The organism is Streptomyces sp. JNUCC 63 (assembly GCF_054366325.1).
In genome coordinates this window covers 4,351,593-4,365,035 of sequence record NZ_CM135963.1, presented here as the reverse complement: position 1 = coordinate 4,365,035, position 13,443 = coordinate 4,351,593, and the positions used below count along the sequence as shown (strand labels likewise).

11 protein-coding genes and 1 pseudogene are annotated in these 13,443 nt (G+C 72.7%); 4 read left to right on the top strand and 8 right to left on the bottom strand.

Annotated elements, in window-relative coordinates; genetic code table 11:
- Positions 1–6: 6 nt before the first annotated feature.
- Together ACX25U_RS20165 and ACX25U_RS20160 are read right to left on the bottom strand one after the other, a co-directional pair.
- Positions 7–1,578, bottom strand: a complete 1,572-nt coding sequence (locus tag ACX25U_RS20165) for a hypothetical protein (protein ID WP_454394046.1) — start codon at positions 1,576–1,578, stop codon at positions 7–9.
- 157 nt (positions 1,579–1,735) lie between these two features.
- Complete coding sequence (locus ACX25U_RS20160) at positions 1,736–3,121, bottom strand: transcriptional regulator (RefSeq protein ID WP_454394044.1); 1,386 nt, start codon at positions 3,119–3,121, stop codon at positions 1,736–1,738.
- Positions 3,122–3,447: 326 nt separating this feature from the next.
- Between ACX25U_RS20160 and ACX25U_RS20155 the strand changes: the two genes are divergently transcribed.
- The 3 genes from ACX25U_RS20155 (at position 3,448) to ACX25U_RS20145 (ending at position 6,676) form a co-directional block, all read left to right on the top strand.
- Positions 3,448–4,125 (top strand): bifunctional DNA primase/polymerase, encoded by a 678-nt coding sequence (locus tag ACX25U_RS20155; RefSeq protein WP_454394042.1) that lies wholly within the window; start codon positions 3,448–3,450, stop codon positions 4,123–4,125.
- 137 nt (positions 4,126–4,262) lie between these two features.
- Positions 4,263–5,057: an ABC transporter ATP-binding protein gene (locus tag ACX25U_RS20150; RefSeq protein WP_454394382.1), complete on the top strand. Its 795-nt coding sequence runs from the start codon at positions 4,263–4,265 to the stop codon at positions 5,055–5,057.
- Complete coding sequence (locus ACX25U_RS20145; protein ID WP_454394041.1) at positions 5,054–6,676, top strand: transporter; 1,623 nt, start codon at positions 5,054–5,056, stop codon at positions 6,674–6,676. Before ACX25U_RS20150 ends, ACX25U_RS20145 begins: the two co-directional genes overlap by 4 nt.
- Before the next feature lie 24 nt (positions 6,677–6,700).
- Here ACX25U_RS20145 and ACX25U_RS20140 read toward each other — a convergent pair whose 3' ends face one another.
- The 5 genes and pseudogenes from ACX25U_RS20140 to ACX25U_RS20120 form a co-directional block, all read right to left on the bottom strand.
- Positions 6,701–7,525 carry a class I SAM-dependent methyltransferase gene (locus ACX25U_RS20140; protein ID WP_454394039.1) on the bottom strand — a complete coding sequence of 275 codons (825 nt, stop codon included), beginning with the start codon at positions 7,523–7,525 and terminating at the stop codon, positions 6,701–6,703.
- The gene (locus tag ACX25U_RS20135; protein ID WP_454394037.1) at positions 7,522–8,502 is read right to left on the bottom strand and encodes an alpha/beta fold hydrolase; all 981 of its coding nucleotides are present in this window, start codon (positions 8,500–8,502) and stop codon (positions 7,522–7,524) included. The genes ACX25U_RS20140 and ACX25U_RS20135 overlap by 4 nt, the downstream gene beginning before the upstream one ends.
- A gap of 551 nt (positions 8,503–9,053) precedes the next feature.
- Positions 9,054–9,746: a metal-dependent transcriptional regulator gene (locus ACX25U_RS20130; RefSeq protein ID WP_073946117.1), complete on the bottom strand. Its 693-nt coding sequence runs from the start codon at positions 9,744–9,746 to the stop codon at positions 9,054–9,056.
- Positions 9,747–10,135: 389 nt separating this feature from the next.
- Positions 10,136–10,750: a hypothetical protein gene (locus ACX25U_RS20125; protein WP_454394888.1), complete on the bottom strand. Its 615-nt coding sequence runs from the start codon at positions 10,748–10,750 to the stop codon at positions 10,136–10,138.
- A 12-nt stretch (positions 10,751–10,762) separates the two neighbouring features.
- A pseudogene (locus ACX25U_RS20120) lies at positions 10,763–11,017 on the bottom strand (HNH endonuclease); the annotation flags it as partial.
- A gap of 189 nt (positions 11,018–11,206) precedes the next feature.
- On the opposite strand from ACX25U_RS20120, the gene ACX25U_RS20115 reads away from it, so the two are divergent.
- On the top strand, positions 11,207–12,235 hold the full coding sequence (locus ACX25U_RS20115; protein ID WP_454394380.1) for an isopenicillin N synthase family dioxygenase: 1,029 nt from the start codon (positions 11,207–11,209) through the stop codon (positions 12,233–12,235).
- A gap of 25 nt (positions 12,236–12,260) precedes the next feature.
- Here the strand turns inward: ACX25U_RS20115 and ACX25U_RS20110 are convergent, their stop codons facing one another.
- The gene (locus tag ACX25U_RS20110; protein ID WP_454394035.1) at positions 12,261–13,361 is read right to left on the bottom strand and encodes a citrate synthase 2; all 1,101 of its coding nucleotides are present in this window, start codon (positions 13,359–13,361) and stop codon (positions 12,261–12,263) included.
- Positions 13,362–13,443 lie beyond the last annotated feature (82 nt).

Genomic DNA, 13,443 nt, shown 5'->3' with positions numbered 1-13,443 from the left:
GTCCCCTCACAGCTGGGTCGGCTGGCGCTGGGTGAGGCCGTACGTCTTCGCGATCGCGTTCCACAGCTGGGCGGCCTTGGCCTTCTCGGCGCTGGCGGTGCCGCTCTCGCGGTCGCCGGCCGTGCGCTCGCCGGTGATCCGGGCGTGGCCCTTCTTGCAGCCCTTCTTGCCGCGGGCCTGGTCGGCCCAGGCCGCGTAGTGGAGGTCGGCGGACTCCGACGCCTTCCAGGCGTTGGTGAGGGCCGTGGTCAGCTCGGCGTTGTCGGGGAGCTTGTCGACGGACAGCTGTCCGAGACGGGTGACCAGGCCCTTGCGCTGCTCGGCCGCGGCGCGCAGGTCGGAGGCGGCCTGGTCGAGGTTGTCGCAGTTCCTGACGTCGGCCACCGCCTTGATCACGGAGGCCCGGCTGCTGCCGCTGTCGGCCAGCAGCTTGTCCAGCGTGACCGCCTGCTCCCGGGCCGGGTCGGTGGCGGGCGAGGGGGACGCGTCGTCGGTGGCCGGTGCGGTCGCCGAGACGGTGGTGTTCCTGTCGCCGCTGTCGCTGTCGCTGTCGCCACCGCCGCCGAGCAGTGCGCCGGCGCCTATGCCGAGGACGACGATCCCGACGCCCACGGCCGCGAGCAGCGGCACGCGCGAGCCGGTACGCCGGCCTCCCCGGCCGCCGCCGTCGTGCCCGCCGGGCGCGGGCGGGGTGAACGCGGGCTGCTGGAGGTGGGGCAGCTGCTGGGTGGCCGGGGCCGCGCCGCCGGAGTCGCTGCGGAAGAGGTTGTCGAACTCGGCGGGCGTCTGCCGCCCGCCGCCCGCCTGGGCGTCCACGGGCGCGATGAACTGCGTGGCCTCGGCGTCGGGGTTGTGCCCGGGGACGCCGCCCTGGGGCACGTGGCCCAGAAACTGCGTCGACGGGTCCCTGCCCGCCTCGGGCGGCAACGTGCCCGGCGTCACGGGCGGGATGTACTGCGTGGCCCCTTCGTCCATCGCCGCATTGCTCACGGGCGGCAGGAACTGGGTGGCTCCCCCGGCGGGGGCGCCGGGGACCGGGGGAAGGTACTGGGTGGCCCCTTCGTCGGCCGCCGGACCGCCGGGTGCGCCGTGCGCGGCGGGGTGTCCGTAGGGGGCGGCACCGGGTGCACCGTGCGCGGGGGCGCCGTGCCCGGTCGCGTGCGGCGCCGGGTGGGCGGTGGAGGCGCCGTAGGACGTGGCGTTGGCGGGCGGCAGGGACCCGTCGGCGCCGGCTCCGCCGTGCGGGGCGGAGATGCCGTAGGACGGGGCCGTGGCGCCCTCCGGGGGCAGGGGGCCCGCGCCCGGGTGGGCGGTGGAGGCCTGTGCGCCCCACTGCGGGGAGTCCCAGGACTGGGCAGGCGGGCCGGCCTGCCAGCCCTGACCGTGCTGCGGGGGCTGCTGGTCGGGGCCCCACGGCTGGCCCCAGGACTGACCGCCGGCGGGCGCCGCGGCCGGGGCCTGGCCGCCCGGTCCGCTCGTCATGCCCGGCAGCAGGGGCTCGCCTCCGTCGGAGGGCAGCACGATGCCTTCGCGCGCGGGCTGCGCCGAGGGCTCCTCGCCCTGTCCACTCTGCGTCACCGGGACTCCTACGAATGGGGGACCTTCGGAATCGTCGGCTCACGCTACCGGGTCCCCGGAGCCCGATGCCACGCAGCACAGGACGAGACCTCCTTCCCTGTGGCAGCAGTAACAAAACCCGCTCGCGATGCGCTGTATACGACTCAGGAGTCCGTTCTCACGCCGCCACCCGCACCTCCAGCCGTGCCCCGAACTCCCTTACCACCGGTTCGTCCCGGAACGGATCGAGCCGCTGCTGGAAGTCCTCCAGGTACTCCGCCCCCCGGTCGGACCGGAGCGTCCGCAACAGCTCCACCGCCTTCAGCCCGGTGCTGCAGGCCTGTTCGACCTCCCGCTGCTGCACCTGCGCGGTGGCGAGCAGCACATAGCCGATGGCCCGCCGCCGCGCCCGCGACGCGGGATGCCCGGCCAGCGACTCCTCCGCCCGCCGCGCCGCCGCCTCCCCCTGGCCCAGATCCCGGTGGCAGTGCGCCAACTCGTCGGCGAGGTAGGCCTCGTCGAAGTGCGCGATCCACGCCGGGTCGTCCCCCGTGTCCGACTCGGCGGCCTCCAGCGCGCTCACCGCCCGCCCGGCGGACACCTGGGCCGCCCGCGCGTCACCCATCAGCGCGTGCCCGCGCGCCTCGGCCGCGTGGAACATCGCCTCCGCCCTCGGTGTCACACGTCCGCGTGCGCCCTCCTGAGCCGCCCGCGCCAACTGTGCGATCTCCCGAGGGTTCCCGAGCTGCGCGGCGAGATGACTCATGGAGGCGGCCAGCACATAGCCGCCGTAACCGCGGTCGCCGGCCGCCTGGGCAAGCCGCAGCGCCTGGATGTAGTACCGCTGGGCCAGGCCCGGTTGACCGGTGTCGACGGCCATGTACCCGGCGAGTTCGGTGAGTCGGGCCACCGCGGCGAACAGGTCGCGGCCCACCGCCTCCCGGTACGACCCGGCGAGCAGCCCGGAGACGACGCTGTTGAGGTAGTGCACGACCACCGGGCGCACATGCCCGCTGCCGTAGGTGTGGTCCAGGTCGACCAGCGCCTGCGTCATGGCCCGTACGGCCGCCACGTCGGACTGGCCCACCCGCGGCCCCACCGCGCGCGCGACCTGCCCGTCCGGCGCGGAGATCAGCCAGTCGCGGCTCGGCTCGACCAGCGCGGACGCGGCGACGGAGGAGCCGGACAGGAAGTCCCGCCGGCCCACGTCACTGCGCCACAGCTCGCAGACCTGCTCGATGGCCCCCAGTACCGTCGGCGAGAACTGGAGGCCCACACCCGAGGCGAGGTTCTTGCCGTTGGCCATGCCGATCTCGTCGATCGTGACCGTACGGCCCAGCTTGCGGCCCAGTGCCTCGGCGATGATCGCCGGGGCACGCCCGCGTGGCTGCTGCCCGCGCAGCCAGCGCGCCACGGACGTCTTGTCGTAACGCAGGTCGAGGCCGTGCTCGGCGCCGCACATGTTGACCCGGCGGGCCAGCCCGGCGTTCGAGCAGCCCGCTTCCTGGATGAGCGCCTGCAGCCGTTCGTTCGGCTGCCGCGCGACGAGAGGCCTTGCGGCCATGGCGTAACCCCCTGTAGCTGCGGTGCCCTGCCCACGCACCGAGTCGACGAGTCTTGCGCGGCCGGAGACGATCCGCGTCCCGGCGGGAAGTTCCGGCCGTGAAGATCAATGCCCCGTGGACATAACGAAAATGCGGGACATGCGAGGATTGCCGGGGTAAAAGCGAATGCCACCCCACACCGAACTACCCAGCGCCGGCCGACGATCCTCCCGCGCGCCCCCGCACATGCATCCATGCGCCCCGGGCGCGGACCCGGTGCTCCTCCCCGGCGCGCCCGCCCCCGGGACCCCCGTAACTCCAGGTGGGTGCGGGAGTTGAGTGGGGCGTGGAAGAGACGATCCCGGGCGCCCAAGCCGTACACACCGCCGGTCGGACCGCCGGCCGGATTCCCCAGCAGCGCGGAGAGCCGCTGCTGGAGACAGCCGTTCGCTACGCCGAGGAACGCCACTGGGACGTGTTCCCCGGCACCTGGCTGGAAGCGGTCGACGGGGTGCAGCGCTGCTCCTGCGGCGCCCCCGCGTGCGCGGCACCCGGCGCGCACCCGGCGCACGAGGACTGGGCGACCCGGGCGACCGGCAGCGCGACCGCGGTCCGCCGGATGTGGCAGGAGCAGCCGACCGCGTCGATCCTGCTGCCCACGGGCCGTACGTTCGACGCGATGTCCGTCCCGGAGACGTCCGGGTTCCTCGCGCTGGCCCGGATGGAGCGGATGGAGTCGGCCCTCGGGCCGGTGATCCTCACCCCCGAGCGGCGGATGCAGTTCTTCGTGCTGCCGGGAGCGTGCGTGAAGGTGCCGGAGTTGCTGCGCAAGCTGGGGTGGTCGTCGGCGTCTCTGGACCTGGTGGTCCTGGGCGAGGGGGCGTATGTGGCTGCGCCGCCTACCCGGTACGGGTCTCGGGGAGCTGTGCAGTGGGCCTGCCGGCCGACGCCGGCGAATCGGTGGCTGCCGGATGTCGAGGAGCTGATCCCGCCGTTGGCGTATGCGTGCGGCAGGGACAGGTAACGGGCGCCCATCGTCCCGGCCGGTCCCCTTTGTCCGTGACTGCGGGTACGCCGTGGCTGGTCGCGCCCACGCGGCGGAGCCGCAGATCAGCACAGCCCCGCGTCCCTTGGGCGAGGTGCTCCCCCGTAGGGTTCACCCTGGCGGAGGGAGCAGTCGTAGTGGGTACAAGCGCCGTACGCGTGCAAGGGCTCTGGAAGCGGTTCGGGCAGCAGGTCGCTGTCGCCGGGATCGATCTCGAGCTGCCCGCGGGGAAGTTCATCGGGCTGGTCGGGCCCAACGGGGCGGGAAAGACCACCACGCTCTCCATGGTGACCGGGCTGCTGCGGCCCGACCAGGGCACCGTCGAGATCGTCGGGCACGACGTGTGGCGGGACCCGGTGGCGGTGAAGGCGCGGATCGGTGTGCTGCCCGAGGGGCTTCGGCTCTTCGAGCGGCTGTCGGGACGGGAACTGCTGTCGTACTCGGGGCGGTTGCGCGGTCTGCCCGGAAACGAGGTGGACCGGCGGGCCACGCAGCTGCTCGACGTGCTGGATCTGGCCGGCGCCCAGCACAAGCTCGTCGTCGACTACTCGACCGGTATGCGCAAGAAGATAGGGCTCGCGTCCGCCCTGCTGCACAACCCGGAGGTCCTGTTCCTCGACGAGCCGTTCGAGGGCGTCGACCCGGTGTCCGCGCAGACCATCCGGGGCGTCCTGGAGCGGTACACCGCCTCCGGCGCCACCGTCGTGTTCTCCTCCCACGTCATGGAACTGGTCGAGTCGCTGTGCGACTGGGTGGCCGTGATGGCGGCCGGGCGGATCCGCGCCCAGGGCACCCTCGCCGAGGTGCGCGGCGATGCCCCCACGCTGCAGCAGGCGTTCCTGGAACTCGTCGGCGCCCAGGACCGGGACGCCGGTTCCCACCTGGACTGGCTGGGCGGCGGTTCCCGATGAGCGCCGTCGCCGAAACACCCTCGCCGGCCCCCTCGATCACCCCCGTCGTCGTACGCCTGAAACTGTCGCTGCTGCGCAACGGGCTGAGGCAGTCCGGCGGGCGGCGTGCCGCGTTCATCGCGTCGGCCGTCGTCGCGCTGCTGTTCGCCGCGCTGCAGCTGCTCGGGCTGATCGTGCTGCGCGGCCACGCGCACATCGCCTCCGTGGCCGTCATCGGCGTGGCCGTGCTGGCGCTGGGCTGGGCCGTGATGCCGCTGTTCTTCCCCAGCGGTGACGAGACCCTCGACCCGACCCGCCTGGTGATGCTGCCGCTGCGGCCACGGCCGCTGGTCAACGCCCTGCTGGCGGCCTCCCTGGTCGGCATCGGGCCGCTGTTCACGGCGCTGCTGCTGGTGGGCTGCGTGATCTCGGTGGCGCACGGGACGGTCGCGTTCGTCGTCGCGGTTCTCGCGCTCGTCCTCGCGCTGCTGGTGTGCGTGGCCCTCGCGCGGGCCGTGGCCACCGCCAACACCCGGCTGCTGACCAGCCGCAAGGGGCGGGACCTGGCAGTGCTCAGCGGGCTGGTCGTCGCGATCGGCGCGCAGGTGGTCAACTTCGGCATGCAGCAGCTGGGCTCGACCGGCCTCGGCCGGCTCGACCCGGTCGCGGACGTGCTGCGGTGGGTGCCGCCCGCGTCGGCGGTGGGCGCGGTGGACTCGGCGAGCCGGGGCTCCTACGGCGTCGCTGTGGCCCAGCTCGCCCTGACCGCGGCAGCGCTGGCCGCCCTGCTCGCGGTGTGGGGGCGCAGCCTGAACCGGCTGATGACCTCGCCCGACGCCTCGACCCTGCAGGCCGTCGACGCTCCCGCGCGAAAGCGCACCCGCGCGGGCGGCGGCCTGGCCCGGCTGCTGCCGGCCGGCCGCACCGGCACCGTCATGGAACGCAGCATGCGGTACATCTGGCGCGACCCCAAGACCAAGGCGGCCTGGGCGACCTCGCTCGCCATCGGCCTGATCGTGCCGGTGTTCAACGCCCTGCAGGGCACCGGCTCGCCGTACTTCGCCTGCTTCGCCGCCGGAATGCTCGGCATCCAGATGTACAACCAGTTCGGGCAGGACACCTCCGCCTTCTGGATGGTCGCGCTGACGATCTCCTCCCCGCGGGACGCCTACGTCGAGCTGCGCGGGCGGGCACTGGCCCTGCTGGTGATCACCCTGCCGTACGCCACTGTCGTCACGGTGCTGACCGCGGGCCTGCTCGGCGAGTGGTCCGGGCTGCCCAAGGTGCTCGGCCTGTCCTTCGCGCTGCTCGGCGCGATGCTGGCGACCGGGGCGTGGACGTCGGCCCGCTTCCCGTACTCCATCCCGCAGGAGGGCTACAAGAACGTCGCCCCCGGTCAGGCAGGCCTCGCCTGGATCTCCATCTTCGGCGGCATGGTCGCGGCGGCCCTGCTGTGCTCCCCCGTCATCGCCCTCGTCATCTGGTCGAGCGTCAGCACCGCCGGAGACGGCTGGAGCTGGCTGCTGCTGCCGGCCGGCGCGGCGTACGGGGCGGGGCTCACCCTGCTCGGTCTGCGCCTGGCGGCGCCGCGCACGGCGGCCCGGCTGCCGGAGATCCTCGCGGCGGTGAGCAAGGGATGAGGTTCCGGTGCGCGAGGGGCCGCGTCAGCGCAGGCGCGCGGTCACCACATGGATCGTGAAACCGCACGGAACCCGCCCGTCCGGCCCAGCGAGCCCGGCCGCCTCCGTCAGGAAGGCCTCCCGCAGACGGCGGACGGCGGCCGGGTCGAGCGGTCCGACGTCGTAGATCCCGGACAGGGCCGCCCAGACCCGCTCCACCGGGCCGCTCAGATCGATCGGGACCGTCTCCCGGTCCGGCGCGCCGAAACCGGCCGGCTCCAGGATCTCCGCGAGCCCCGTACGGCTGCGGGTCCTGCGGTCCCCGAGCGGCGGGATGCGCTGCTCGGCGGGCGCCCGCTCGACGGCGGCCCGCAGCAGGCCGCCGAACAGCTCGTACGCCTCCCCGCCGAGGGCACCGCCACCGATCACGCAGGCCAGCACCCCGCCCGGCGACAGCACCCGGGCCGTCTCCGCCGCGACCCGGTCCACGTCCCCCATCAGCATCAGCGCCATGTGGCAGACACAGGCGTCGAACGTGCCGTCGGCGAACGGCAGCTGCTGCGCCCTCGCCTCCGCCAGCGCGGCCGCCCGCAGTGACGGGCGGCCGCGGGCCAGTACCAGCGCCTCGGGTGAGAGGTCCACGCCGGCGAGCCGCCGCCCCTCGGTCCGGGCCAGCAGGTCCAGCAGTACGCCGTCGCCGCAGCCGAGGTCGAGGACGCGGCGGGCGCCGGCCACCCGGTCGCACAGGACCTCGTAGCTGGACCGCCCGTCCGGGGCCCGGCCGTCGGCGAACGCGTCCGCGGTGACCGCCGGGTGCTCGGCGTGGAAGGCCCTCAGGAACGCCTCCTGCACGGCCGTCGGGGCGGTCATCCGGCGAGCACCGCGTCGAGGAACGGCTCGATGGCCGCGCGCCAGGCCTCCGGCTGGTCGTAGTGCACGAGGTGGCCGGCGTCGGTCACCTCCGCGTACTCGCCGTGCGGCAGCACACGGACCATCTCCTGGGCCTCGGCCCGGCCCAGTTCACCGTCCAGGCCGCGGACCACGAGGGCCGGGCAGCGGACCTGGGCGAGCTCCTCCCAGTGCGCGTCGTACACCCAGGTCTCCCGGGACGTGAGCATCTGCTGCGGCTCGAAGACCGGACGCCAGCCGTCCGGGCCCTCGTGCATGACCTCGGCGTAGAACTCGCCGCGCGCCGGGTTCGGGCGCTCCACCCACGGGTCGTCCTCACCGAACCACTTCCGTACGTCGGCGAGGGTGGCGAAGGGCACCGGCCAGGCCTTGAACCAGTCCTCCCACTCGCGCTGGGAGGCCGCGCCGAGCGCGGAGGCCCGCATGTCGCAGATGATCACACCGCGCACCAGGTCGGGGCGCCGGGCGGCGAGCTGCCAGGCGGTCAGCGCGCCCATGGCGTGCCCGATGACGACGGCCGGGGCGAGGCCCAGCTGTTCGAGGGCGGCCTCGGCGTCCTCCACATAGGCCTCGCGGGTGTAGGCCGCCTGCGGGGGCTTCTCGCTCTGGCCGTGGCCGCGCTGGTCGAGGGCGACGGCGCGGTGCCGCCCGGCGAGCCAGCGGGCGGTGGAGGCCCAGTGCGAGGCACGGCCCATGAGCCCGTGCAATAACAGCACGCCGTCGGTGCGCTCCAGCCCGGTGTCGGGTGGTTCGTACGGCTCGGGCGCCTCGGCCTGGGCAGGTACGAAGGGCCGCCCGGGCCCCGCTCCGGCTCTCCCCGCCTCCGCTCTCCCCGGCCCGGGCACGGCCCTGTCCGGGCCGGCCTTCGGGGGCTCGCCGAACTCCCAGGCGGCAAGCCGTACGCCGCCCGCCCCGGTCACGTCGATGCGCCGCACCATAGGTCTGGCACCCCCCTAGCTCCACTCGGACCGCTCGCTCCCGGTCGGGGCGGCCGGTCCTGTGAACCGTGTTCCGCTTTCCGCATGCCGTGTATGCCGTGTATGCCGTGTATACCGTGTATGCCGTCGTGCACATTTCTGTAGCGCAGGCCCCGGGGGACCCGTCACTCGCAGACGCTCAGGCTATCGAATGCGTATTCGAAAATGTCTTCTCCTTCACGAACACCCCTCGTTCGAGTGACCCCCCGCAAGGAATGATCGCCGCCGCCATGGGGAGATCTACAACGGGAGGCGGACCGCTCGGGGAAAAGAGGTCCGAGGGGGACGACCCTGAGAGCTCGGGGCTCCGGGTCGCCACAGGGGAGGACAGGCCCCGGTGCCACACGGCACCGGGGCCTTCCACATGTCTACGGCACATCCTCCCCACCCCTTCGAGTCATATGCCTCTCGCGACAGCCTCGCACGGGAAACGACCGAGCGCTGCGCTTCGACGCGCTGAATCACCGGAGGGAGGAAGAGGCGGCCGCCGGCAGGCATGCCGACCGGCAGGCTCAGCGCTTGGCCACGAACACGTGCGAGGCGACATCCGCCTTCAGCTCGGCGGCCTCACCCCCGCTGCCCACCAGCACGCCCCCGGCCGACTCCGTCACGCTCACCACCGAGCCGGGCTGCACGCCCGCGCGGCGCAGCGTGTACATCAACTGCGCGTCCGTCTGGATCGGCTCGCCGATACGGCGGACGACCACCGTCTTGCCGTCGGTCCCCGGGTCCAGGTCGGCCAGCGACACCATGCCCTCGTCGAGGAACGGGTCGGCGCCGTCCGTCTCGCCCAGCTCCTCCAGGCCCGGGATCGGGTTGCCGTACGGCGACTCGGTCGGGTGCCGCAGCAGCTCCAGCACCCGGCGCTCCACGGCCTCGCTCATCACGTGCTCCCAGCGACAGGCCTCGGCGTGCACCTGCTCCCACTCCAGGCCGATCACGTCGACCAGCAGGCACTCCGCGAGCCGGTGCTTGCGCATCACCCGCGTGGCCAGCCGACGGCCCTCCTCCGTGAGCTCCAGGTGCCGGTCCGGAGCGACCGAGACGAGACCGTCACGCTCCATCCGCGCGACCGTCTGGCTCACCGTCGGCCCGCTCTGGTCCAGCCGCTCCGCGATCCGGGCGCGCATGGGGACGACACCTTCCTCCTCCAGCTCGAGGATGGTGCGGAGATACATCTCCGTAGTATCGATCAGTCCGGACATCCGTGCCCCTCGATTACTTCTGCCGGAAGCCCGGCGGCTCTCCGGCGCGTGCGCTGGCCCTGACCTTCAATTCTGACCCATCCCACCGACAACCGGACCGCTCCGCCGAAACCGCGGTTCGAAGGCCCCGAACACGCAGACGACCCGCGAGCTGGGTCCCTCCGCCTGGACGACGGAGAAGCCGGCCGGACGTACCGGCAGCTCGCGGGTCGGGTGACTGCTTGGGATTGGGCCGGCTGCACGCATCTGTCGCGCACCGGTCCGGCACCGCACTGGGTGGGGCGACGGGCCGCTAGCCCGCAGCCACCTCTTCCGTCCGGTCTGCATACATTTGCCGAACCACCTCCCTTCCGAAGTACCTGCAACCCTAAGAAGTCAGGTCCAGCCAATCAACCGTTTTTCCGAGATGCTGATTGCGACACTTCTGGCCGAGTGCTGCAGCCATAGCCGTCGCCCCTCTGGAGCAGCCGCAGGTTCCAGTGGGAGACATTGAACCGGCCGACTGATGCGGTGAGGCTGTGCTGCCCTCTGGTGGCCCGGACAGGGATACGGCCGATCCACGTCCCCGCCCACCTTCCAGACGGCACGGTGGCCCGTACGAGGTCACCGGTGACGTACCCGAAGTGCTGCTTGGTACGAAATCGCCGGAGACGCGGGAAGCCGAAGCGGTCCGGGGTCGTGCGGGCGTAGGAGCCGCGCCCGGTGGCCTTGGCGACGAGTACCTGTTCCGGGAACCGGACGATGGCATCGCCGTTCTCGTGGTCCAGGGGCCCGACGCAGAGCGCGTCAAGGGTGTGGGTCTTGTCGAGGCTCATGGTGCTGCGGTTCCACTTGGTGCGCCCGCCCGACCAGGCGTGTACAGGTTTGCCGAGGTCGGTCAGCGCCTCGGTGAGCTGCCACCGCGCGGCGTTCATGGCAGCGGCGTCGTGGAATGGGGCCTTGACCTGCTGGTGGATGGTCGCCAGGCGCTCGGGGCGGTGGGCGAGGAAGACCTCGACGGGCATGTTGTCCTTGGCCTTGTTGCAGGGGACGCAGGCGAGGACGAGGTTCGAGACGCGGTTCGAGCCTCCCCGGCTTCTTGGCCTGAGGTGGTCGATGTCGAGAGGGACGCCGGTGGCATCGCAGTAGGCGCAAGCGCTGTTCCACTTGGCCTGCAGACAGGCGCGGACTTCGGTTCCGGCGACGGTATCTCGGCAGACAGGATGGGCAACCGAATACGCCGCGCCCTCCCCACGTCCCGGGCAGTACCCTGTGGCGCATGTTCCTGCCACTCGTGCGACGCCGCCACGTGGACTACGTGCGTGTCACGAGCATGGGCTGTCGGCGCTCTGCCTGATCCGGCCCCTTTCCCGGCGACCCGATCGCCTCGCACGCCACACCCGGTTCCTCTCACCCGGCACCCGGGCCGCGCCCCCACCCATGGCCGCGGCCAGGGACCCGTACACCCTGCGGATGTGACCATGACGAACACGGCGACGAACCCGTCGTACGACCAGCTCCCCATCATCGACCTCTCCGCGGCCGACCGCGGTCCCGAAACCCGGGCGCTGCTGCACGCGCAGTTGCACAGCGCCGCCCACGACGTGGGCTTCTTCCAGCTCGTCGGGCACGGCGTCACCCAGGCCGAGACCGACGCGCTGCTCGGCGCCATGCACGCCTTCTTCCGGCTGCCCGAGGCCGACCGCCTTGCCCTGGACAACGTCAACTCGCCGCACTTCCGCGGCTACACGCGCATCGGCGACGAGCGCACCGGCGGCGCCCGCGACTGGCGCGACCAGCTCGACATAGGCGCCGAGCGGCCCGCCCGCGCCCCAGGGCCGGGCGAGCCCGCGTACTGGTGGCTCCAGGGCCCCAACCAGTGGCCCGCCGCCCTGCCCGAGCTGCGCACCGCCGCCCTGCACTGGATCGACCGGCTCAGCGGGGTCGCCCGCAAGCTGCTGCACGAGCTGCTGACCGCCATCGGCGCGCCCGCCGACTTCTACGACCCGGTCTTCGGCGAGCACGCCCACCCCCACCTCAAGCTCGTCCGCTACCCGGGCAGCGCCGACGACGGCACCGACCAGGGCGTCGGCGCCCACAAGGACTACGGGTTCCTCACCCTGCTGCTGCAGGACGAGATCGGCGGGCTCCAGGTGCAGCGCGAGGACGGCCTCTTCCACGATGTGCCGCCGATCCCGGGCGCGTTCGTGGTCAACCTCGGCGAGTTGCTGGAGGTCGCCACCAACGGCTACCTGGTGGCCACCAACCACCGGGTCGTCTCCCCGTCCGGCGCCACCGAGCGGTTCTCCGTGCCGTTCTTCTACAACCCGCGCCTGGACGCCCGCGTCGCCCCGCTGCCCTTTCCGCACGCCTCCACCGCGCCCGGCGTCACCGACGACCCGGACAACCCGCTGTTCGCGGAGTACGGCTACAACGAGCTGAAGGGCAAGCTGCGGGCCCATCCGCTGGTCGCGGAACGGCATCACGCGGAGCTGCTCAGCCCCGCGTGACGCGTCGCGTACGCGCGTGGCCCGGTCAGCGCGTGAGGTCCTCGTGGCCCGCGATCTCCCGCGGGCTGCGCGGACCGGGGCCCACGTAGCGGGCGGAGGGACGGACCAGGCGGCCGGTGCGCTTCTGCTCCAGGATGTGCGCCGACCAGCCCGCCGTACGCGCGCACGTGAACATCGACGTGAACATGTGCGCCGGCACCTCGGCGAAGTCCAGCATGATCGCCGCCCAGAACTCGACGTTGGTGGCCAGCACCCGGTCCGGGCGGCGGTTGTGCAGCTCCTCCAGGGCGGCCTTCTCCAGGGCCTCGGCGACCTCGAACCGCGGGGCGCCGAGCTCCCGGGCGGTACGGCGCAGCACACGCGCGCGTGGGTCCTCGGCCCGGTACACCCGGTGGCCGAAGCCCATCAGCCGCTCACCGCGGTCCAGGGCCTTCTTGACGTACCCCACGGCGTCCCCGGTCCGCTCGATCTCCTCGATCATGCCGAGGACGCGGGAGGGCGCGCCGCCGTGCAGCGGTCCGGACATCGCGCCCACCGCGCCCGACAGGGCGGCCGCCACGTCGGCGCCGGTGGAGGCGATGACACGGGCGGTGAACGTGGAGGCGTTCATGCCGTGCTCGGCGGCGGACGTCCAGTAGGCGTCGACGGCCGCCACATGCCTGGGGTCCGGCTCGCCCCGCCAGCGGATCATGAACCGCTCGGTGATCGAGTGCGCCTTGTCGATCTCCCGCTGCGGCACCATCGGCAGCCCCTGCCCGCGCGCCGACTGGGCGACGTACGACAACGCCATCACGGCGGCCCGCGCCAGGTCCTCGCGGGCCTGCTCGGCGTCGATGTCCAGCAGCGGTTTCAGCCCCCACACCGGGGCGAGCATCGCCAGCGCGGACTGGACGTCCACGCGGATGTCACCGGAGTGCACGGGGATCGGGAACGGCTCGGCGGGCGGCAGGCCCGGGTTGAAGGCGCCGTCGACCAGCAGCCCCCAGACGTTGCCGAAGGAGACGTGACCGACGAGGTCCTCGATGTCGACGCCCCGGTACCTCAGGGCGCCGCCCTCCTTGTCCGGTTCGGCGATCTCCGTCTCGAACGCGACAACTCCCTCGAGTCCGGGTACGAAATCGGACATCAGGCGGCTCCTCGTGGGTCTGTGCGACAGATGGTGCGATGGGGATGACGACCAAGTGTCGGATGTCAGAGATGTCGGAAGC